This is a genomic window from Clostridium sp. CM038, from assembly GCF_055081105.1.
Map to the genome: position 1 here is coordinate 2499701 of NZ_CM143651.1, position 22099 is coordinate 2521799.

Annotated in this window: 23 protein-coding genes; 1 reads left to right on the top strand and 22 read right to left on the bottom strand. The window is 30.9% G+C overall.

Going from position 1 to position 22099, the window contains the following annotated elements; translation table 11 throughout:
• The first annotated feature begins 58 nt into the window (after positions 1-58).
• Complete coding sequence (locus ACWJKS_RS11620; RefSeq protein ID WP_462959615.1) at positions 59-1798, top strand: Rqc2 family fibronectin-binding protein; 1740 nt, start codon at positions 59-61, stop codon at positions 1796-1798.
• Positions 1799-2227: 429 nt separating this feature from the next.
• On the opposite strand, the gene ACWJKS_RS11625 is transcribed toward ACWJKS_RS11620, so the two are convergent.
• From ACWJKS_RS11625 to ACWJKS_RS11730, 22 genes are all read right to left on the bottom strand, one after another.
• Entirely contained in the window at positions 2228-2671 is a 444-nt protein-coding gene (locus ACWJKS_RS11625; protein ID WP_462959616.1) for a hypothetical protein, read from the bottom strand.
• 282 nt (positions 2672-2953) lie between these two features.
• Positions 2954-4372 (bottom strand): IS1182 family transposase, encoded by a 1419-nt coding sequence (locus ACWJKS_RS11630; RefSeq protein ID WP_462959617.1) that lies wholly within the window; start codon positions 4370-4372, stop codon positions 2954-2956.
• A 340-nt stretch (positions 4373-4712) separates the two neighbouring features.
• Positions 4713-5852, bottom strand: coding sequence for a THUMP domain-containing class I SAM-dependent RNA methyltransferase (locus ACWJKS_RS11635; protein ID WP_462952900.1), 1140 nt, complete (start codon positions 5850-5852; stop codon positions 4713-4715).
• A gap of 151 nt (positions 5853-6003) precedes the next feature.
• The gene (gene uraA / locus ACWJKS_RS11640; RefSeq protein ID WP_462952899.1) at positions 6004-7287 is read right to left on the bottom strand and encodes a uracil permease; all 1284 of its coding nucleotides are present in this window, start codon (positions 7285-7287) and stop codon (positions 6004-6006) included.
• A gap of 77 nt (positions 7288-7364) precedes the next feature.
• A complete protein-coding gene (gene pyrR / locus ACWJKS_RS11645; protein ID WP_220285930.1) occupies positions 7365-7901 on the bottom strand; it encodes a bifunctional pyr operon transcriptional regulator/uracil phosphoribosyltransferase PyrR in 537 nt (178 codons plus the stop codon).
• A 222-nt stretch (positions 7902-8123) separates the two neighbouring features.
• On the bottom strand, positions 8124-9035 hold the full coding sequence (locus ACWJKS_RS11650; RefSeq protein ID WP_216302485.1) for an RluA family pseudouridine synthase: 912 nt from the start codon (positions 9033-9035) through the stop codon (positions 8124-8126).
• A complete protein-coding gene (lspA, locus tag ACWJKS_RS11655; protein ID WP_216302484.1) occupies positions 9036-9482 on the bottom strand; it encodes a signal peptidase II in 447 nt (148 codons plus the stop codon).
• A 103-nt stretch (positions 9483-9585) separates the two neighbouring features.
• Positions 9586-10185 (bottom strand): TraR/DksA C4-type zinc finger protein, encoded by a 600-nt coding sequence (locus ACWJKS_RS11660; protein WP_462959618.1) that lies wholly within the window; start codon positions 10183-10185, stop codon positions 9586-9588.
• Positions 10186-10303: 118 nt separating this feature from the next.
• Positions 10304-10996 carry a 5'-methylthioadenosine/adenosylhomocysteine nucleosidase gene (locus ACWJKS_RS11665; protein WP_165412104.1) on the bottom strand — a complete coding sequence of 231 codons (693 nt, stop codon included), beginning with the start codon at positions 10994-10996 and terminating at the stop codon, positions 10304-10306.
• 106 nt (positions 10997-11102) lie between these two features.
• Complete coding sequence (locus tag ACWJKS_RS11670; RefSeq protein ID WP_462959619.1) at positions 11103-11723, bottom strand: DivIVA domain-containing protein; 621 nt, start codon at positions 11721-11723, stop codon at positions 11103-11105.
• 15 nt (positions 11724-11738) lie between these two features.
• Positions 11739-12512: a YlmH family RNA-binding protein gene (locus ACWJKS_RS11675; protein WP_462959620.1), complete on the bottom strand. Its 774-nt coding sequence runs from the start codon at positions 12510-12512 to the stop codon at positions 11739-11741.
• Between the two features lie 24 nt (positions 12513-12536).
• Positions 12537-12788: a YggT family protein gene (locus tag ACWJKS_RS11680; RefSeq protein ID WP_258280653.1), complete on the bottom strand. Its 252-nt coding sequence runs from the start codon at positions 12786-12788 to the stop codon at positions 12537-12539.
• 71 nt (positions 12789-12859) lie between these two features.
• Positions 12860-13306: a cell division protein SepF gene (locus ACWJKS_RS11685; RefSeq protein ID WP_165412107.1), complete on the bottom strand. Its 447-nt coding sequence runs from the start codon at positions 13304-13306 to the stop codon at positions 12860-12862.
• A 2-nt stretch (positions 13307-13308) separates the two neighbouring features.
• Positions 13309-13980: a YggS family pyridoxal phosphate-dependent enzyme gene (locus tag ACWJKS_RS11690; protein ID WP_220285932.1), complete on the bottom strand. Its 672-nt coding sequence runs from the start codon at positions 13978-13980 to the stop codon at positions 13309-13311.
• Positions 13981-14117: 137 nt separating this feature from the next.
• Positions 14118-14816 (bottom strand): DUF881 domain-containing protein, encoded by a 699-nt coding sequence (locus tag ACWJKS_RS11695; RefSeq protein ID WP_462959621.1) that lies wholly within the window; start codon positions 14814-14816, stop codon positions 14118-14120.
• A gap of 12 nt (positions 14817-14828) precedes the next feature.
• A complete protein-coding gene (locus ACWJKS_RS11700) occupies positions 14829-15167 on the bottom strand; it encodes a small basic family protein (RefSeq protein WP_165412109.1) in 339 nt (112 codons plus the stop codon).
• 10 nt (positions 15168-15177) lie between these two features.
• On the bottom strand, positions 15178-15906 hold the full coding sequence (locus tag ACWJKS_RS11705) for a DUF881 domain-containing protein (protein ID WP_216302479.1): 729 nt from the start codon (positions 15904-15906) through the stop codon (positions 15178-15180).
• A gap of 40 nt (positions 15907-15946) precedes the next feature.
• Complete coding sequence (locus ACWJKS_RS11710) at positions 15947-16765, bottom strand: cell division protein FtsQ/DivIB (RefSeq protein ID WP_462959622.1); 819 nt, start codon at positions 16763-16765, stop codon at positions 15947-15949.
• A 256-nt stretch (positions 16766-17021) separates the two neighbouring features.
• Positions 17022-18128 carry a stage V sporulation protein E gene (gene spoVE / locus ACWJKS_RS11715; protein WP_165412112.1) on the bottom strand — a complete coding sequence of 369 codons (1107 nt, stop codon included), beginning with the start codon at positions 18126-18128 and terminating at the stop codon, positions 17022-17024.
• 20 nt (positions 18129-18148) lie between these two features.
• Positions 18149-19102, bottom strand: a complete 954-nt coding sequence (gene mraY, locus ACWJKS_RS11720) for a phospho-N-acetylmuramoyl-pentapeptide-transferase (RefSeq protein WP_220319489.1) — start codon at positions 19100-19102, stop codon at positions 18149-18151.
• Positions 19099-20553: a UDP-N-acetylmuramoyl-tripeptide--D-alanyl-D-alanine ligase gene (locus ACWJKS_RS11725; RefSeq protein ID WP_462959623.1), complete on the bottom strand. Its 1455-nt coding sequence runs from the start codon at positions 20551-20553 to the stop codon at positions 19099-19101. Before ACWJKS_RS11725 ends, mraY begins: the two co-directional genes overlap by 4 nt.
• Positions 20554-21999: a UDP-N-acetylmuramoyl-L-alanyl-D-glutamate--2,6-diaminopimelate ligase gene (locus ACWJKS_RS11730; RefSeq protein WP_462959624.1), complete on the bottom strand. Its 1446-nt coding sequence runs from the start codon at positions 21997-21999 to the stop codon at positions 20554-20556. It lies immediately after the preceding gene.
• Between the last annotated feature and the right edge of the window lie 100 nt (positions 22000-22099).

The window sequence follows — 22099 nt, forward strand, 5'->3', positions numbered from 1 at the left end:
AGCATAAATATAAATTTATGCTGATTTAACTACATTTCAGAAGGAAAGGATGATATATATGGCATTAGATGGAATTTATTTATCTAGCCTCGTTGAGGAAATAAAAGATATAATCATAGATTGTAGAGTTGATAAAGTAACCCAACCAGAAAAAGATGAAATTATATTAAGTTTCAAAAAAAATAGAAAAGTCTATAAGTTATTAATAAGTTCAAGTTCCAATTATCCTAGAATTCATTTTACAGACTTTAATAAGCAAAACCCAATACAGGCGCCTAAATTTTGCATGGTTCTAAGAAAATATTTAAATACTGCCACAGTTTTAGATGTAAGACAACTAAATTCAGATAGATTACTAGTTATTGACTTTAAAAGCAGCGATGAATTAGGATTTGATAGTGTATACTCATTAATAGTTGAAATAATGGGCAGGCACAGTAATATTAGCCTAGTTCGTACCCGTGATAATTTAATTATGGATAGCATTAAGCATGTTAGTTCAGACGTCAACAGTTATCGTGTTTTATACACAGGTGTAGAATATATATACCCTCCCGCTTCCACAAAACTAGATCCTTTTAATTTTGAGTATGATGAATTCTATAAATATCTAATAGATAAAAACATACCATTCGCTGAAAAGTTTTTTACTGGTGCTTTTACAGGAATAAGCTCCAACTTATCATCAGAACTTGTTTATAGGTACTATGAGGAAAATATTGTTTTTGATTTAGATCACGCTAAAAACATTTATGATTTCACTATAAGCATCTTTAAAAACATGCATGATAATATTTTTTTAGCGGCCTATGCTATGAATGATAAACTAAAAGATTTCCATTGTATAAAACTTACTTCATTAAAAGATTGTGATTTTGAAGAATTTGAATCACCATCTATGTTAATAGAGACTTTTTATTTTAGAAAAGATAAACATGATAGATTAAATTCTAAAAGCTCAAACCTTCAAAAAATAGTTAATAACAATATTAATCGTTGTGATAAAAAAGTGAAAATACTAAACGCGACCTTAAATGACTGTAAAACTAAAGGCACCTATAAATTACATGGTGAACTCTTAACTGCAAATATACACTCCCTTAAAAAGGGTGACAAAGTTGCTAATCTTTTAAATTATTACAGTGAAGATGGTGAGTACATTAAAATAAAACTTGATGAAAACAAAACTCCATCGCAGAATGTTCAATACTATTACAAAAAATATAATAAATTTAAGATAGCAGAAGAAATGGGCTTAATTCAAATGACTCTCACTAAAAACGAGTTAAAATATCTTCATTCTGTACTCACTAACATACTAAATGTAGAAAATTATAATGGAATTGAAGATATTAAAAATGAATTAATAGAAACTGACTATATTACATTAAAAAAACACAGTAAAGGTAAAAATAGAAAGGCAAAGCCGACCAAACCTATGCACTTCATTTCAAGTGAAGGCATTGATATCTATGTTGGTAGAAATAATATTCAAAATGATTTTTTAACTTTAAAACTTGCCAATAAAAACGATATGTGGCTTCACACAAAGGATATACCTGGTTCTCATGTTATTATTAAAAATATTGGTGATATACCTGAAACCACCCTACTCGAGGCTGGAAACTTATCAGCATTTTATAGCAAGTCCCAAAATTCCTCTAGTGTACCTGTTGATTATACCCAGGTGAGAAATGTAAAGAAACCTTCTGGTTCAAAACCTGGTATGGTTATTTACTCAACAAATAAAACTATGTATATAACCCCTATAGAAAGTACTTTAGAAAGAGTTGAATAAATAAATAAATAAAGTATATATTACGCGTATTGCAATACGATTAATGCATTCGCTTCTCTAAGAACTACTAATTTTAGTTGTACTGAAAATTCAATCCCTTATATTGGTAAAACAGAATATATATCGTGGGTTTTTCTGCTTTTCTGACCTGAATATTTTTGTATCATAGTATCCTTTTATTTAAACTAAATTTTTATAAAATAACTTACTTTTAAAAAGGTTCCTATAATGTCCAGTGTAGGAACTTTTTTGAGCTCAGTTTACTATATCGACCTAAAATACTCAACAAAATGCTTTTAATATACCTAAGATATACCTAAGTTCACTTTCCAAAATAAAAACCGGAACTTCTAATTTAAAGATTGCTTTAGCTATTACCATATTTAGAAATTGAGTTTTCAGTACAGGACAGTCATGTTTTTCATCTCCCTATTGAGGATTAGTTTGTAACTGTGCTTGTATAGGTAAATTTTCTTTTAGAATAGTAATAACTTTATCGTAATCACTCTTTTTAAAATGAAATGTCTGCTCCATAAACTCACCTGCTAACTTAACCTTTATATCCTTTGAACTAATTACCATAACTTTTTCAATTTCATTCCATGAAATACTCTCTTTACATCTATTCATTGATATGAAGCCTTTTGAGTTAATTCCTTCTTTAATCCACATGCTTACAAACATAAAAATAGCTAGTACCCAGGTATTAGCATAAAAATATATAATACCAATGAAAATAATCACACCAAATAGTACAGTAATAATTTCTACATACCCTTTTCTTGTTGGCACCATTAATGCTTTCATATCTCTTAACTGTTTTAAAATAATCACAATAAAAATTAATGGAATAATAATATTAATAATACTCATAAAAACTCTCTCCTTCGCAAATAATTTTAGTTGTTAATACTTAATATATTTTTTTATTTAGGTCTAATACCATAAAATAACATCTTATGGTGTGTTTTGTTCCGTATTCAACATTAAATCATCGTTAAACCCAGCATTTTTTTGAAATTATATAACTACTTTTCTAATCCATTCAACGAACTTTAAGTCAAAAGATAAGACAAGTGATATATGTATATATCACTTCAGGTTGTTTACAAACCCAGTATAATTTTTTTATTATACTGGTTTTTTTACATGCAATTATGCGATAGCATTTTGAGTTATGGATAAATTTAAAATAACAACTATCTTCTTAGTTAGAAAATCAAAAAACAGTAAAGATAGCAGGCTAGCTATCTTTTTCATATTCTGCACTGCTGCTGTAAGCAGACACTGCTCTTGCACATTTTCTAATCCACGCATATGGCAATAGCGAAGCCCATGCAGTTGTTTTGAATCTGCGAAGCTTCGCTCTATAGTTTCTTTTCTTCTTCTATATATATTTCTGCCTTTATCTGTTCTGGTGAACTTTACAACATCTTCTTTATACGTTTCCCAAACATGTCTTCTAATAGTTTTAAACTTGCTTTTTGCAGAAAAGCATTGAGCTCTATTTGGACATATCTCGCAATATTTTGCATTACCAACATATTCTTTATATCCTTCTCTTGTTGTCGTTTTATAATGTAAAGCCCTTAAGTCAGGGCATACGTAAATGTCCTGCTCTTTAACATATTGGAATTTATTTTTTGTGTACATTCCTTTTGTATGTGGAGACCTACGGTATCCCATTACAGATTTTAATTCCCTCTCATATAGTTCTTTACATATAAGATTTGTAGCATAACCAGCATCTGCACCAACATATTTTGTATTAAAATTAAACTTTTTTATTTGCACATCTAATCTATCGATATAAGGATCAACATCATTTATGTTTCCAGGAGTAACATACACATCAGTAATTATATTATGTCTGCTATCGACAGTTCTGTGATCTAAATATGAGAAGCCTTCCGGCTTGCCATCTCTCATCATATATCCACTGTCGGGGTCGGTTGTGCTAACTTTAGTTTCTTTTATTTTGGTAACAGGTTCTTTTTCTTTTAAAGGTTTTTTACCATGGTTTATTCTATCTTCTTCCACTGCTTTATTAAGTTCAGATACATATTCTTTCGGCGTTTTTTCAACTTCAATTTTCACAAGCTTTCGCTTATTAGCATTTGCTTTTAGGTGTGTAGAATCTGTGTAAAGTATTTTACCGGTTACCATCTTAAGATTTATAGCCTTAAATACTACTTCGTCAAATATTTTTTGAAACACATCTGTACCTTTAAACCGTCTACGTCTATTTTGGCTAATTGTTGAATGATCTGGAATAGGATCAGTAAGACTTAGTCCCAGAAACCATCTATAAGCCACATTTACTTCAATGTCCTTTACAAGTTGTCGTTCAGATTTTATTCCAAATAGGTACCCAATAAACAGCATTTTAAAAAGTATAACAGGATCTACGCCAGGTCTTCCATTATCTAAGCAGTAATATTTTTTAGTCAGTTCTCTTATAAAAGAGAAATCCATGTATTTATCTATATTTCTCAGAATATGGTCTTTAGGAACTAAATCTTCCAAATACACCATTTCTAGTTTTTGTTGTGTGAAGTTCTTTTCATTAATCATAATAATGCCCTCCGAATTATAAAGTTTGTATACTATATATATTCGACATCGATGTCCTAAAATCCTTTTTGAATATGAAAAAAACACTCCAATTTTAAATTAGAGTGTTTTACATTTTATGTTTGTCAACGGTCTGAAGTGATATATGTATATATCACTTGTCTTATCTTCATTTACAAATTCTTCTTTTGCTAATATAAAATTCTCATGAACCTGACAATAAATGGAGTGCGAACGTCAGAAAATTTTATATTCGCAAAAGATTAGAATTTATTGATTGAATTTCACGTTTTGAGTCTTATTTCAAGGCACGTAGGAGAATTTCCATACGGCTACACTCTTAGTCTTCCTTTTTTTTCCTAGGTATCTCTTTTATATATTGATAATAATAACATAGTAATCTTCCATTATATAATTTCCTATTTTTATCTGCTTTCTTTCCAAAGTCCCTCTGAAACTCACGGTTAGCTGTTATAACAAAGCAAGACCATTCATTTAAGCTTGAATACATTTCTCCAAGATCAACATGCAGTCTTTTTACTTCTTCTGCTTCACCTAATCTTTCTCCATATGGTGGGTTTGTTATTATAACTCCATATTTTTGTCTAGAAGCAAAACTTTGCATTGGTATTTTTTGAAATTTTATAAAATCCTTGACTCCTGCTTTCTCTGCATTGTCAATTGCGGTCTTTAATAGTCTTCCATCAATATCAGAAGCTAGTATTTCAACTTCATTAGGACTTACAGTTTTTCTTGCACCTTCCCTAACTTGCTTCCAAATATCACTCTCTATATTAGGCCAAGTTTCACTTACAAATTTTCTATTTATACCTGGGGCAATATTTTTAGCTATAAGAGCTGCTTCTATTGCAATTGTTCCCGAACCACAAAGCGGGTCAGCTAAAACTCTTGAGCTATCCCATTTACTTATTAACACAAGGGCTGCAGCTAAAGTTTCTTTTAGTGGTGCGTCACCAGCATATTCTCTATATCCTCTCTTATGTAATCCCGCACCCGAAGTATCTACTGATAAAGTTACTACGTCTCTTAAGATTGCAACCTCTATCTTATACTCAGGTCCTTCTTCTGAAAACCACTCTTTATCATATTTTTTCTTCATAGACTCAACTACCGCTTTTTTTACTATGCCTTGACAATCTGGCACACTGTGGAGTTGTGATTTTACAGATTTGCCTACGATATGCATATTGCCGTCTTCTGGTATTAGATTACCCCAATCGACTGCGAGTGTTCCTTGAAATAAGTCTTCAAAAGACAATGCCTTAAATTCAGCCATCTTTATAAAAAGTCTTTCTGCTGTTCTTAGCCAAGTATTGCATATAGCAATATCCATTTCATCCCCTTCAAAGGTTACCCTTCCATTTTCAACCTTTAAATCTTCGTATCCAAGTGCCTTTAGTTCCTTTGCTGTAACCGCTTCTATTCCAAAAGTAGTAGTGGCAATTAAAGTATACATCATATATTATCTCTCCCATTTCTTCTTACGTTATTTCTCGTATCTCTCTTATATTATAATATCTCTATTTGTTAGTATTGTCTAGAATTTTTAAATTAAGCACATTGAAATAAAAGTGCCTGAACTACTCTGGCACTTTTGTTTGAAAACCTTATTAGTTATCTCCTGACTTACTATTTTCAGGTAAAACTAAGTTCAATATTATACCCACTAAAGTTGCTAAAGCCACTCCTGCAATTTCTACCTCTGCCCCTGCTAATGGAAACTTAATGCCGCCTCCACCAATACCTAAAACTATTATTACTGAAGCAATTATCAGATTTCTCTTTTTACTAAAATCAACTTTATCTTCTACAAAAATTCTAAAACCAGAGGATGCAATTATTCCAAATAACATTACACTAACTCCCCCTATTACAGGTAGTGGAATATTTCCTATTACCGCAGATACTGGTCCTATGAATGATAATATAATTGCGATGATAGCGGCTCCTCCAATTACCCAAACACTATAAACCTTTGTGATTGCCATAACTCCTATGTTTTCACCATAAGTCGTATTAGGAGGACCACCTACAAACCCAGCAAACATGGTAGCAACACCGTCTCCAAGGATTGATCTATGAAGCCCCGGATCTTTTGCGAAGTCTTTTCCGCAAACATTACTTGTAACATATACATGACCGATATGTTCAGCGAGTGTTACGAAAGATACTGGGGCAATAAGCATAATAGCATTTATGTTAAAGGAAGGCATAACAAAACTTGGTAATGTAATAAATTTTGCAGACCATATTTCCTTTAAAACTTCACTCGGAATTACTCCTAAAAATACAGAAAGTGTATATCCTACTACCATTGCAATCAAAATTGGTACTACCCCGAAAAATCCTTTAAAATACATAGTACCCATTATTGCTATGACAAGTGTTGCCATTGATATAAATACCCATGTACCTCTAGATACACCTTCAAGTGCTGGGGTTGTAAATGATGCATTAAGACCCGACCAATCTATTGCTACGCTAGCTAAGCTAAGTCCTATTACAATTACAACGGAACCTACCACAACTGGGGGCAGTACTCTATCTAGCCATTTGGTTCCTGCAAGTTTAATAATTAAAGCTACAATTACATATACAAACCCTGCTGCAATAATGCCCGACAACATAGAACTTTGTCCATATAACTTTGTTGCAACTGACATCGGTCCTATAAATGCAAAAGATGATCCTACATATGCTGGAAGCCTAGCTTTTGTACATAAAATATACAATAGTGTTCCCACACCACTGCAAAATAGCGCAATTGATGGGCTAAGACCTGTTAACATTGGTACAAGTATAGTCGCACCCACCATAGCAAATAAGTGTTGGCAACTTAATGGGATAGTCTTTATTAAAGGTAATTTTTCATCAACATCTACAAAATTTTTCATTTAGTTCCCCTTTTAGTCTCGCTAGACTATATTAAACGATTATTTATCTTCTTCGAAGCTATGCATCTTCTTCGAAGCTACAGTTCAAATATGCTTACTGAATCTTTCCCATCAATTTCTAAAAGTTCAACAGAAATAATTTCTTTACCTGAAGTAGGTATATTTTTTCCTACATAATCTGCCCTAATAGGTAGTTCTCTATGTCCTCTATCTACTAAAACAGCTAATTGTATCATTTGAGGTCTACCTTTATCTATTATGGCATCAATAGCAGCTCTTGCAGTTCTTCCAGTATACAGAACATCATCTACTAAAATGATTTTTTTACCTATTACATCTATTTCCAAGTCTACATTATTTAATACTGGCTGATTGTCTATTGATGTAAGATCGTCTCTATATAAAGTAATGTCGACACTGCTTACTGGAATTTTAATTTCCTCAAACTGTTCTATTAAAAGAGCAATTCTTTCTGCAATTGGTACTCCTCGTCTTTTAATTCCTACAAGCATAATGTTTTCTGTTCCTTTGTTTTTTTCAATAATTTCATGTGCTACTCTTGTCAATGTTCTTTTTATGGCTTTTTCATCTAACAGCACTGATTTAAATTCCATAACCTAGCCTCCTACTTAATAGTATTATTTCTTTTAATGAGCTTAATATAAAAAAGCCTTCACCAAAAGGTAAAGGCATACTATACTTAAATAATAGTATTACTATCTTTATCCTTATGATCTCTCTGGAACATTTAAAGGGATAAATATTATATTAATAACACAATACACCTGACATGTGGTATTGTATTTCCACCATAATATCACATGTTATGCGCTATTTCAACTATTTTTCAACTTAGTAATCAGTTTTTCAAAATAACTTGGAAGGGGTGAAATAAATTCCATGTATTCATTAGTACTTGGGTGTATAAATCCAAGTTTTTTCGCATGAAGAGCTTGCCCTTTTAAATTAAAGCTCTGCTTTTTATAACCATATATCAAATCGCCAACTAAAGGATGTCCTATCCTTGCCATATGTACTCTTATTTGATGAGTTCGCCCTGTCTCTAAGTTACATTCTACTAATGTATTACTATCAAATCTTTCTATTACTTTAAAATGGGTAACAGCCTTCTTACCACTTTCAACTACTGCCATTTTTATCCTATCTTTAGGGTGTCTTCCGATCGGTTCATCTATTGTGCCTACATCACTTTTAATTATACCTTCTACAAGAGCTAAATAACTTCTTGTCATTGAATGATCTTTAAGCTGTGCGGCAAGAGAATTATGGGCGTTATCATTTTTAGCTACCACTAATGCTCCAGATGTGTCCTTATCAATCCTATGAACTATCCCTGGTCTAAGCACACCATTGATGCCTGATAGATCTGTGCAATGATTTAAGAGTGCATTAACCAAGGTACCACTATAATTGCCTGGTGCAGGGTGAACAACCATATCCTGTGGTTTATTAATCACAATTACGTCACTATCTTCATATAAAACGTCCAAGTGTATTTCTTCGGCTTTTACGTCTAACTCTACGGGATCTGGAATACCTAATGTAATTAATTCATCTAGTTTTAATTTATAATTACTTTTTCTGCATTTTTCATTAACAGCCGCATTTTCACCTTCAATTATTCCTTGAATATACGCTCTAGATTTATTTTCAAACTTACTAGAAACAAAAACATCTAATCTTGTACCAACTGAACTTTCATCAACTTTAAACTCATATCTGTCCATTTATACCTCTTCCTTTACTATAGAAATTGCCAAAATCGCGGTTCCCACAACTACTAACATATCAGCTATGTTAAATGTTGGGAAGTAATATACCTCTTTATAATGAATTAAAATAAAGTCTACTACATATTTATAAAATACCCTATCATATAAATTTCCTAGTGCTCCACTTATAATAAAAGCAAAGCTTATCCTTAAAAATTTCGATTTTGGCTTGTACTTAATAATATAATATATCATACCTGATATAATAAGTAACGTGACTAAAGCTAACAATATCAATTTATTTTGCAAAATCCCAAAAGCCGCTCCTCTATTCTCTAAATATTCAAATTTAAAAAAGTCTTTAATTAATACAACTCCATTTTTTTCTCTCAAAGAACTTAGTGCCCAAACTTTGGCTAATCTGTCCAATATAAGCCCTAAGAAAATAATTAATGCCTCCATACCCTTCCTCCTATTTAATATAAAAAAGAAAAGTACATATTGCTACAAATGTAGTTTTAAACTAAAATTTCTTTGCAATATATACTTTTTTAGTCTGCCTAAATTAATCTGGTAACTGATTTTTATATTGCTCATTGCTTATTTTCTCTATAGGTTCAACATAACCGTCGTCGTCATCATCATAAAACTCAGATATATTTTCTAATTTATTAAAACGTTCTACTGTTTGGTAAGTATCTTCAGCATCAATACCTACTTCACCGCTATTACTGTATCTAAAGGGTATCCCAAGTACATCTTCCTCAACGCATCTATTGTTTTGTTCTGCTGGCTTGTTATTATCTATGGATTTTTGACATAACACACAGTTTTCTGCGTATGGTGTAAATTCTAACCGTTCGTCACTTATATCGGTGCCACAACTCTTGCATTTACCATAGGTATGATTTTCAATGCTTTTTAAAGCATCTTCAATTTTTTTGATAGTTGACATCTCATTTCTCTTAAGTGCGAGCCCCTTTTCCTTATCAAATAATTCAGATGCAGTATCAGATGGGTGATTGTCATAAAAAGACAACTCAGTTGCCATCTCACTGTTAGAATCTATAACACCATTTTGTTTCATTTGATTAATAATATCAAGGACCCGCACCTGTTCACTTATTAATTTTTCTTTAAAATATTGTATTTTATTCTTTTCCATGATAACAACTCCTCTAGTTTTAATATAGTCGTAATATTAAACAAATAAAACTTCTATATGCTTATGTTTTCTCATGGAAAGAATTTTATTACACTTATTTAATAATAATTAATTTTTTTTAAATAAGTTTCAACATATTATTTAAAATGTTTGTAGAATTCTCCACAGCAATATCTTTAAATTCATCATACTCCATATGAGCCCCATTACTTGCATTGTCCGATATCGATCTAATAACAATAAATGGAATCTCATTTAAAAAGCACACCTGAGCAATACTTGCTCCTTCCATTTCACAAGCCAAACATTCAAATTCAGAATTAAGCCAATTTATTTTAGAAGCTTCTGCAATAAATTGATCTCCTGATACAATTCTTCCAGTAAAATACTTATGTCCTTTTATATCCTTACATGCTTCTTTCGCATATTGAATTAGTGTCTTATCACATTTGAAATCAAAAGTATCTAATCTTGGAATCTGTCCCTTTTTTTCACCAAATGCAGACACATCCATATCATGTTGTACTAAATTTTCACCTATTACAACATCCCCCGGATATATATTATCGACAGTCCCACCTGCAATACCAACATTTATAATATAATCCACATTAAAATCATCAATTAATATTTGAGTACACACCGCAGCATTTACTTTGCCAATACCACTAGTAACTATAACTACATTTTTACTATGTATAACACCAAGCCTAAATTCCATTCCGGCCTTCACATCTTTTCTTTTAAAATCCATATCCCTAACTAAAAATTCAACTTCTTCTTTCATTGCTCCAATAATACCTATATTCATTTTTCTATTCCTCCTTAAAATATCTAGTGTAGTACACGCTACACTCATTCGATTTAGCAGTTTTGTTACATAAAAAATCTCACCCAGTGAGTGAGATTTCTATGTTTTACCCTTTTGCAAAAAAGGTTTTCATTTCTTCTATATCATTGCTATTAAACTCTTTTTCGTCAATGTTTTTGAGTGTTACATCAGAATATTTTAACGAAACATCTGTTTCACTATCGCTTATATTATCATTATTTTCATAAACTTCATTACCCAAATTGTAATTTCTAAAATAGTCATTTTCTAAGCCTTCAAACATCTCAAATTGACAATTCATAAAATTTCTAAATTTCGTTCTAAACTTTGCAAATTCTTGCTTAGTTATTTCATATTCATCATTTATCTTAAGTACATCATTATGAGCCTTATCTATCAATCTTTGAGAAGAGTCATTTGCATTTTTAATAACCAATTCCGCTTCCTTTTGAGCGCAAAACTTTGCTTGTTCTGCTGCATTTTGAGCTAATACTAATGTATTTTGAATTGTAGATTCTATTTTAACATGATGCTCTAATTTTTCTTCTAAAAAGTTCTTTTTTTCTTTTAAAGTTGAATTCTCTTTATACATAATTTCATATTCTTCAGATACCTTATCTAAAAATTCATCGACTTCATCAGCATTATATCCCCTTAAGCCTTTTTTAAACTCTTTATTGTTAATATCCATAGATGTTATTCTCATCTTGCTCCCCCTCAACTAAATATATTGCTTTATTGCAACTTTTAAACGATCCTTTTGAGTGACTCCTCTAATATCTGCAATTTTTAGCTTTCCATATCCCCTAATTGTTAAAGTATCATTGCTTTTGATAACCTTATCTTTTTTTAAACACTGAAAGTAATTCACTAATATTTTACCTGAAGATATTAGTGCAACTGAATTATTTCTTGAAATATTACATATAGCTGAAACCATACTATCAAGGCGAAGTGACGTAGATATAATGATTTTTTCTTGGAATTTTCTCTCTGGAAGGCCCTGTAATTTATAATCATATTCACTAACTTCACATGGACAATTTCCTATATTATTCAAACTATTAATTATGTAATTACTAATGTCACTAGTAACTGGTGCATAACATATTGCATCTTGAATTATTAAGTCACCTAGTTTTTCTCGATTAATTCCTAGAGACATTATTGCACCTAAATAATCCTTATGCTCTAATTTGTTAAATTTGGATTTGTTGATTATTTTCAATAAATCTATAGGATATTCTTCAGGTTCTCCGCCAACTGAAAATGATAACATTCTCCTGTCAGCCTCTTTAAATATACCATTAGTGAATGCTTTTATTTTATACTTTTCGCATATAGCGGAAGTTTGATTCCATATAGCTGGAGTTATAAAATCATTAGTAAATATGATTTTATTTGTCTTTTCAGCTATTTGCATTTTATTAAATATATTAGAAATTAAATTTTTATCATCACAATCTATACTATTAATAAATTCCTTTTTTTCCATTTAAATCCTACCTTACTAAATTATTCACAGTATAATATACACAATTTTTCTTAAAATCATCAAAATAATAAGTGCAATTATTGGTGAAAAATCTACCATTGTATTACTAAAATATTTCTCTTGAACTTTTCTACCTGGCTCTAATAGAGGTCCTGTGATTTTATGTAATAATTCTATATATTGGTTTGACCTCCCCCTATAAACCCAAGACAAACCCACTTCTATGATAATTGCATACTCTAACACATTAAAAATCATTCCAATTAATCTATACAAGTTTTATAACCTCCTGAACTTCTCAAATGGTAACAACAATTATTCATTGCTCCCCTTAAAATGTTTTCATTTTATTTATTCCAATTAAAAATTCCTTTTGAGCTTAGTTCATTTTTCAATGCATTATCAACTTCTACATTAGAAGGAGACATTATATACACTCCTTTTTCTACTTGCTGAAGCTCACCACTTAAAGCGTAGCATACTCCTCCAACAAAATCTAATAATCTTTGACCAGTTTTAGCTTCTAATCCATTAGTGTTAACTACTACGATTTTTCTAGCTTTTAAATTATCGCTTATGGTAGTTGCTTCATCAAAATCATCTGGTTTTATGATAACTACTTTTGTAGATGTCGAGGTATGAATATTTACTACCTTACTTTGCTTTTTGTTTGCATTCATCAATGATTCAATATCCACATTTTCCTCTTCATTCTCCATTTCTTGAACTTCATCCTCTTCTTCCTCTGCCATACCTAAAAACCCCATAACCTTATTCATTACTTTACTTGACATTTTTATACCTCCAGTTTCTTGTAATCTCGTTTACCAAATATTTTCTCCCCAAGTCTTATCATATTAGCGCCTTGTTCTAATGCAATTTGAAAATCTTTACTCATACCTAATGATAGGATTTCCATGGAAACATTTTTATATTTAAAAGCTTTTAAATCATCAAATATAGTTTTCATCTGGGTAAAGTATCCTCTAGAACTTTCATCGTTACCGATAGGAATTGTAGCCATTAGTCCTTTAATTTTCACATTTTTACATTCTTCACACACTTTTATTATAGAACTTACTTCTTCAACAGCTATACCTGTCTTTGCAGCTTCTTTTCCTATATTAATCTGAATTAAAACCCTGGCAATTTCATTTTTAGAAGCATAACGCTTTTCAATTTCTTGCAATAAATGTACGCTATCTAAAGAATGAATAAGATAAACTTTTCCAACTATATATTTCACCTTATTTGTCTGTAAATGTCCTATAAAGTGCCATCTAGCATCAATGTCTAAGCTATCATATTTTCCAATTAATTCTTGTACTTTATTCTCTCCAAAATCTCTAGCCCCAGATGTGTATGCTTCTTTTATTTCATCAATTTGTCTAGTCTTAGAAACGCATATTAGTGTTACATTTTCTGGAATCTCGCTTTTTATTTTGTTATAAGCTTCCCCAATAGTCAACTATCCGTCCCCTCCTTAATAATCTTTCTGACATAAAACAATTATTAATTGTCATCTCCTATTTCTACTTATTTCTTCATTAAACATAAAATTCCTTCATTTTTTTATAAATTAATATTATTTTTAATTATACCAATTTATTTTTTTGTGGGATTCATATAATTATATTTAAAATAGCCCGTATATGCCGCTATTTTTACATTATCCGTCTTAAGAATATTAACTTTAACATTTCTAGTCTTCAATAATGTCATATATGTTTGGTCTAGCGTTAAATAATTATACAACACATCTTTATTCCCTATGGCATTGATATAAAATGGGCTTACTATCTTAACCCCATGTAAATTGATATAAGGCCCACCGCAAAATCCATAATTATCATAAATAATCCTTTCTCCATTAACAGAAATTGCTTCTGCCCCTGCATTTTTGAGGTCATTTATCACTTGAATAACATCATTATCATGAATTAACTGATTACTATTAACATAATTATCAGCATCATCTAATATAATTTCAATTCCAGGACCTTCAACATCAGTCTTCCCTAAGAATATATTATTATTACTAACTTCATCTTGAATAACTTTAGTAATTTCAGCTTTTTTTTCATCGCTACTATCATATTTTTCGAGCTTTGAATAAGTTTTATAATATTCTTCTTTTAAATTGCTTAATTCAGAATATAATTTAGTTCTCTCATTGTAGGCCACATCATACTGTTTTACATCTAAAACAGTATTTTTCCCTTCAAATCCGATATTCATAGCAATAAGAAGTCCTAGGATTATTGAAGCAATAAAAACAAAAACGGTAGCTTCATTATTTTTCATTTAATCACCTCATTAATGAGATTTTGTTTTATCTATTAAAAGCCGCCTAATAATCGCAAAATTTTCAAATATTCTTCCGCCAAATACTATAACTGCAGCTAAATAAATTGGAATTCCTAATTTATCGCCTAGATAGACCATCGCTACAGCTAACACTGCATTTCCAAAAAACCCTGATATAAAAATATCGGCTCTAAAATTATGTGAAATTGAACCCCTTAATGCACCAAAAACTGAATCTAAACACGCAAAAATTGCTACAGAAATATACGGAGAAAATCCAACTGGAATATCAACATTCCACACAACTCCTAATATAATTCCTATTAATAACCCTACGAAAGCAACCATTTAATCACCTCTACTTCTTTTCTACTGGTCTTGCATACTCGAATTTATATACTTTGTTATATTTAGAAATCACAACTTTATCTACTGTATTAGTAGTTACATCACACGCACTACTCAAGAATTGTGAGATTGTTCCTGGGAATTTTATAGCGCCTTCTAATCTAGTTTTATCTCCAATTGCTTTAATAGTGACCCTTTTACTATAAGAAATCCTTTCATCATTTATAATAATTGCATTTCCAGCATTTCTTATTCCACTCCGGGTAGTTAACCTAATATCATTAATAGAAATCGCTTCAGCACCTACTGAATTTAACTCATTTACTATATGAGCTAAATCCACATCGTTTATCGCCTGCTGATTTTCAGTGTTACTACCAAAAATGTCACTCTTAGGATCTATATAAACTATAATACCTTGACCTTCTACTTCGATTTGTCCAGTAAGAATTCTTGTTTCTTCCAATTCTTTATATAGTAACTCACTTTTTTCATTATCTCCCATGTTCGTCTTTTCATATTTTGCCGTTTTAGCATCTAAATCATCTATCTTTTTCTGCATAACTTCTTTGCTTATTTTAAGTTGCTCGTTTTCAGTTATAATTTCTGGTGTATTCTTATTGGTATCTACTACTGCTGCTGAATTTTGTTTTCCTATCATTTTAAATTGGTAAGAGATCATAAATCCTAATAATACACATACTATACCAATAGATATTTGGGATCTAAACTTCTTCATAGACTTCCTCCTTGCTACTCTCCGGGGGAGATAAATATTGTTATTTTATAACCTTTTGTTCTATAAAAACAACTGGATTGCTTTTTGAACTAACATCTACATATCCCTTTGCACTCTTATATTGAGGTTGTGTAATAATATTTATCGACTTATTAAATTTGTTTTTCAAGTCTTCGCTTGTACCAAATTTAATACACATTTCCCCAGCATAAACCTTGATATCCAATACATTGCTTACATCTACCATTGTTATAATATTATTGCCTTTATTCTTTCTATAATCATTAATAATATTTGTTATTTCCACTGCAATATTTATTTTCCTATCATCCTTTGGCGCAATTAAATTGCCCACTTCACACTTTTCAAAATCGAATCCAATTAAATTCACTAAGTTCATATCTTTAACGTTCGACCTTTTTTCAAGCAAAATACCTTTGTTATCTAGAATATAATAAGCGTTGTTTAATTTACCATAAAACACAGCTACTCTTTCCTCTATTTCTATTACAATCTTATTAGGAAGGTCTTTCCTAACTTTTACACCTACTATATACGGATTTTTCATGATTTGTTGCTTGCTATCGTTGAAACTTTCAGAAAAAATATTACCCCCTAAGTGAATACTCGCAGTATCATTGATTTCGACTTTAGAAGCATTCATATTTCCTACAATTTCAATAGTTTTAACGTTAAAATAAGGTAATTTAATGCATAATGTAATTAATGTAGATATCATAATTATTACTAGTAACATTAAATATTTTACTTTTTTTTTGCTTTTTCTTCTATGTAATAATTTTTCTTTATTTTTTATAATATAATTTCCTCTTTTAAGATTATTACTCTTTTTTGTCATTCACTTCCTCGCATTCAATAATATATATTTTTTTACAAATCAGCTTATTAAAATACAACACACTAAATTTGTAGCTTATACCGAATAACCAAGTTTATTTACATAAATGTGGTCTAAAATTTGTCTCTATTATATAATAACACTTAACTTAATTATTTACATCTCAATTTCAATGTATTTATCAGTATTTAAAAAAAATTAATATTTTGCAATATTAAGCATAGAAAAAGGCATGCACATATGCATGCCTTTTATTCTAATTTTTATTTACAGTTTGCCTTGACACATTTAAAAGTATTCCCATTGCAAACATATTGAAAAGCAGAGCTGAACCTCCATAACTTATAAAAGGCAGCGGCACACCTGTTACTGGCATTGACCCAGTAACTACTGCTATATTAATAATTGCTTGAACAGCTATAACAGATGTAATCCCTATAGCTAAAATAGTACCATACATATCTTTCGCTGTAACTGCTATTTTAATACCACGCCATACAAAAATAATGAATAATAAAATTATAAAACCGCATCCGATTAGCCCTAATTCTTCTCCAATTATTGCGAAAATAAAATCCGTATGTGGTTCCGGTATATATAAACATTTTTGCCTTGATTGTCCAATTCCTGAACCAGTAAATCCTCCTGACCCAAGTGCAAGTAATGATTGAACTAATTGATACCCCTTACCTTGGCTATCATCAAAAGGGTTTCTAAAATTCATAACCCTAGCCAATCTATATGGTTCAAAAATTGCTAGAGCAACAACCGCAGCTACTAGAGATGACCCTATAGCAAAAAGATGTTGAAATCTTGCCCCTACTGCAAATAAAATAATTACAGTAACGATCATTATAATAGCTGCTATACTTAAGTTTGGCTCCAACAAAATTAAACCTGCATAAAAGCCCGAAACTAATAGGTATGGAAGTACCCCTTTAACGAATTCTTTGACTTTTTCCCCTTTTAAATCTAAGCTTTTAGCCATATATAATACTATAGCATATTTTGCAACTTCTGATGGTTGAAATTTTGCAAATCCTAATGGAATCCACCGTCTAGAGAAGTTTATGGGTGAGAATGCAAATACAGCAAGTAAAGATATTGCAGTAAATATCATAATAATTCCAGTGTATTTTTTTATAATATGATAATCAGTTTTAATAGCTGTAACCATAAAAACACAGCCAATGCATGCCCACATAAATTGCTTTTTAAAAAACAATTCTGGATCGTTAGATTTAAAAGCCGCATAATATGAGCTAGAACTATAAACCATTACCACTCCGATTGCCACAAGAAGCATTATGGTTGCAAATAATACAAAATCTATTTGCCCCATTTTAACCTTGTATTTTTTCATACTATATCCTCCTTACGTCACTAATAGGAAAAGGATAGAAATCCAATTAAACAAAAAATCACTGTTACAATGGAGAATACTGCAACAACCTTAGTTTCGTGCCATCCACTTAATTCAAAATGGTGATGAATTGGAGACATTTTAAATACTCTCTTACCTGTAGCCTTAAATACTGAAACTTGAATAATAACAGATAGAGTCTCTATAACATATACGCCACCTACAATTGCAACTAAAAAAGGTGATTTTAGTATCATACCAACTGCAGCTACTGCGCCACCAAGTGCAAGTGCTCCCATATCTCCCATAAAAATTTGTGCTTTATAAGAATTGTATTTTAAGAACCCTAATAATGCACCCGCAAGCGCAGCACAGAATATCGCAAGAGTCGTATGAAACATCATATTACTAACCAATGCAAAGAATGTCATAACTACTATTGTAACTGAGGTAGCTAGACCATCTAATCCATCTGTTAAATTAACTGCGTTTGTGGTTGCTGCAAAATATACAATAATTGAAGGCACATACCAAACACCCAATTTTATAACTTTATCAGAAAATGGTAACATTATATCCGTTCCTATTTTAAGTGAAGAGTAATAACCAATTAAACCTGATACTACAACCAAAAGTAACATCTTTTGTTTAGATGTAAGTCCTTCATTTTGTTTACGTATTATTTTTAACAAATCATCAATAAGTCCTATTAATCCAAATGCTATAAAACAATACACTGCAATCCTAGCTTCAGCGCTTGTATGTCTAACAAGGATTAACATTGTAATTATTGTAGAAATCATAAATATTATGCCACCCATAGTGGGTGTCCCTGCTTTTTTCAGATGGCTTTTAGGTCCTTCTGCTCTTATATTTTGACCAAATTTAAGCTTATGTAACATAGGGATTATTAATGGCCCTAGTATAATTGATAGGAAAAATGCAATTAAAACCGAATAAATAATTAAGCTCATTTTTCTATCACCTCTTTAGCATTTATATTCGTATGTGAATCTAGATTCACAAACGAATGTAAATTCGTTAGTTTGCTAACTATGCTCTCAAATTTCATATATCTTGAAGCTTTAACTAAAACAACATCATTTTGATTGATCATTCCATCCAAAAAGGAAACTACCTCATTATAGGTTTGAAAACTTCTATATTTATCTATATCGTTAAATCCTTCTTTATATGCTTCATTAAATTCACCTAAAGTAATTAATAAATCAATTCTTTTACGTTTTGCATATTCTCCGACTTGTTTATGTGCCTGCGTGGCGCTATTTCCGAGTTCCCTCATAGTACCAAGAATCGCAATTTTATAATTCCCACTAATATTGCAAAGCACATCAATTGCGGCCATCATTGAATCTGGGCTAGCATTATAGCAGTCATTAATTATAGTAAACTTTTTACCTTTTGTTATATCTAAACGCATAGACGTAGCTTCTAACTTTTTAAACCCTTGAGCAATTTCATTATAACTCATGTCCATTGCCCTTGCACAAGCTACTGCTAGCATTGAATTTAGTATATTATGCCGTCCTGGTATATTCACCTCAATAATATTATCTATTAAATTTTTCTTGTCCATTATGCGAAATGTTATTTTATTTTCTTCTACATTTAAATCGCATGCTTTTAAATCAGCTTCAGAATCAATTCCTGTTCTTATAAGTCTATAATTTGCCGTGTTCACATCTTCTAATAAATCATTATCTGAATTTACAATTAAAATACTGTCTTTACTAAAAAAATCTGTTATCTCCATTTTAGCTTTTAATATATTTTCTCTAGTTTTAAGATTTTCAATGTGAGACATTCCAATGTTAGTAATAATAGCAATACTCGGTTTTGAAGTCTCACATAAGTTATGAATTTCTCCAAAATCACTCATACCCATTTCGAGGACTGCAACATCATAACTTTTATCTAACTTAAATATCATCATAGGTAACCCTATTTCATTATTAAAATTGCCCAAAGTTTTAAAAACTTTGAATTTTGCGCCAAGAACTGCTGCAACCAAATCCTTTGTGGACGTTTTGCCTGTAGATCCGGTAATTCCTACTACTTTTAAATCTAGCTTATTTATATAAAATTTTGCAAGATTAAGTAGTGCTTTTCTAGTATCCACCACCTTAATTACAGCTGTTTTCTTATTAAGCAGCGCTTTATCAAACCTCATTTCATCAATTATGCAAATTGAAGCTCCTTTTTTGCTAGCCTCAACGATAAAATCATTAGCATTAAAATTTTCACCCTTTAATGCGATAAAAATATCCTTCTCTTTTATAGTTCTTGTATCTATGCAAACATTATTATATAATGTATTCTCGCCTTGATGCAAGGCGCTTTCACCTTTAACTACTATTTTACCCCCAGTTGCCTCTAATATCTCGTCAAAACTAATATATTCCATCTAAAATAGCTCCTTTATTATCTCTGAGACAACTTCTCGCTCATCAAAATGTATAGTTTTTTCTTTCAAAACTTGATAGTCTTCATGCCCTTTTCCTGCGATAACAATTATATCACCGCATCTTGCAATTTCAATTGCTCGTTTTATAGCCGCGCGCCTATTCTCTATAATTTCGAAATTATGTTTTTCAATACCGGATGCTACATCATTAATTATTTGCATAGGATCTTCAGTTCTTGGATTATCTGAAGTTATTAATGAAAAATCGCTTAGCTGAGTTCCAATTTTGCCCATTATAGCTCTTTTGGCTTTATCTCTATCTCCACCACAACCAAAAACGCTTATAAGTTTACCCTTTGTAAATTCCCTGACAGTTTTTAGTATATTTTCTAATGCATCTGGCGTATGTGCATAATCTAAAATTATTTCAAATCCCAACTTATGGTTATTGTAAGCAAGTTCACAACGCCCAGGCACTTGAATCTTTTGTAGAGCTAGTTTAATTTTAGCTAGGTCCACTCCCTGATTTAAGCAAACTGCTATAGACCCAAGCGCATTATATATATTGTAATTTCCTGGTATACTCAATTCTATTTCAAAAGAGTTTCCTTTGTACTCTAATGTAAATTCACTTCCCCTTGAATGCATTTTTATATCACTTGCCATAATATCTGCATTGCCATTTAATCCATAGCTTAATTTGCTACTTTTAATTAAACTATAGACTTTTGCTCCATATATATCATCAATGTTAATTACAGCGCTTTTACTTAATTCAAATAACTTTAATTTTGCATTAAAATAATTTTCAAAGGTTTTATGGAAATCTAAATGATCCTGAGTTAAATTTGTAAAAATACTTTCGCAAAACTCTATTCCATATACTCTATCTAAACTTAAAGAGTGCGAAGACACCTCCATAACACAATAATCCACACCCGACTCCACCATTTCCTTGAAAAGTTCATGTAATTCAAGTGATTCAGGAGTAGTCCTCTCTGTATGAATTTTCTTTTCTCCAATATAATTTGCTATAGTTCCAATAAGTCCAACTTTGTACCCTTGCTGTTCCAAAATAGCTTTAATCATAAAAGCTGAAGTTGTTTTTCCATTAGTACCTGTAACTCCTATCATTTTCATGTTACGACTTGGATTTTCATAGTAATTAGCTGCACTTATGGCCAATGCTTTTCTGCTATCTTCTACTCTAATCACCACACAGTTTAAATGCTCTTCTATATTTTTCTGGCACACAACAGCAACTGCTCCATTGTTAATTGCATTTTGTATATATTTATGACCATCAAGATTATACCCTTCTACAGCGAAAAACACATCCCCTTCTTTAATTTTTCTTGAATCATATTGAATTCCCTTTATATCAATATCAATGTTACCCTGGATTAAATTGAAATTAATATTCTCCATAATTTTTTCAAACTTCATATTACCACTCCTTTAAATCATCACATAAAATATGCTTAACAAAAAAAATATCTATTCCCCTTTTACATGGCAAATCCGACAGCTCAGAATTGCTGAGTCC

Bases quoted from the DNA above. Each gene is read 5' to 3' on its own strand.
- mraY (WP_220319489.1), bottom strand. From the start codon at position 19,102: ATGAGCTTAATTATTTATTCGGTTTTAATTGCATTTTTCCTATCAATT.
- pyrR (WP_220285930.1), bottom strand. From the start codon at position 7,901: ATGGAATTTAAATCAGTGCTGTTAGATGAAAAAGCCATAAAAAGAACA.
- ACWJKS_RS11695 (WP_462959621.1), bottom strand. From the start codon at position 14,816: ATGAAAAATAATGAAGCTACCGTTTTTGTTTTTATTGCTTCAATAATC.
- ACWJKS_RS11660 (WP_462959618.1), bottom strand. From the start codon at position 10,185: ATGGAAAAGAATAAAATACAATATTTTAAAGAAAAATTAATAAGTGAA.
- ACWJKS_RS11635 (WP_462952900.1), bottom strand. From the start codon at position 5,852: ATGATGTATACTTTAATTGCCACTACTACTTTTGGAATAGAAGCGGTT.
- ACWJKS_RS11625 (WP_462959616.1), bottom strand. From the start codon at position 2,671: ATGAGTATTATTAATATTATTATTCCATTAATTTTTATTGTGATTATT.
- ACWJKS_RS11705 (WP_216302479.1), bottom strand. From the start codon at position 15,906: ATGAAGAAGTTTAGATCCCAAATATCTATTGGTATAGTATGTGTATTA.
- ACWJKS_RS11730 (WP_462959624.1), bottom strand. From the start codon at position 21,999: ATGAAGTTTGAAAAAATTATGGAGAATATTAATTTCAATTTAATCCAG.
- ACWJKS_RS11675 (WP_462959620.1), bottom strand. From the start codon at position 12,512: ATGGAAAAAAAGGAATTTATTAATAGTATAGATTGTGATGATAAAAAT.
- spoVE (WP_165412112.1), bottom strand. From the start codon at position 18,128: ATGAAAAAATACAAGGTTAAAATGGGGCAAATAGATTTTGTATTATTT.
- ACWJKS_RS11710 (WP_462959622.1), bottom strand. From the start codon at position 16,765: ATGACAAAAAAGAGTAATAATCTTAAAAGAGGAAATTATATTATAAAA.
- ACWJKS_RS11725 (WP_462959623.1), bottom strand. From the start codon at position 20,553: ATGGAATATATTAGTTTTGACGAGATATTAGAGGCAACTGGGGGTAAA.
- ACWJKS_RS11670 (WP_462959619.1), bottom strand. From the start codon at position 11,723: ATGAGAATAACATCTATGGATATTAACAATAAAGAGTTTAAAAAAGGC.
- uraA (WP_462952899.1), bottom strand. From the start codon at position 7,287: ATGAAAAATTTTGTAGATGTTGATGAAAAATTACCTTTAATAAAGACT.
- ACWJKS_RS11665 (WP_165412104.1), bottom strand. From the start codon at position 10,996: ATGAATATAGGTATTATTGGAGCAATGAAAGAAGAAGTTGAATTTTTA.
- ACWJKS_RS11620 (WP_462959615.1), top strand. From the start codon at position 59: ATGGCATTAGATGGAATTTATTTATCTAGCCTCGTTGAGGAAATAAAA.
- ACWJKS_RS11650 (WP_216302485.1), bottom strand. From the start codon at position 9,035: ATGGACAGATATGAGTTTAAAGTTGATGAAAGTTCAGTTGGTACAAGA.
- ACWJKS_RS11700 (WP_165412109.1), bottom strand. From the start codon at position 15,167: ATGGTTGCTTTCGTAGGGTTATTAATAGGAATTATATTAGGAGTTGTG.
- ACWJKS_RS11685 (WP_165412107.1), bottom strand. From the start codon at position 13,306: ATGTCAAGTAAAGTAATGAATAAGGTTATGGGGTTTTTAGGTATGGCA.
- ACWJKS_RS11630 (WP_462959617.1), bottom strand. From the start codon at position 4,372: ATGATTAATGAAAAGAACTTCACACAACAAAAACTAGAAATGGTGTAT.
- lspA (WP_216302484.1), bottom strand. From the start codon at position 9,482: ATGGAGGCATTAATTATTTTCTTAGGGCTTATATTGGACAGATTAGCC.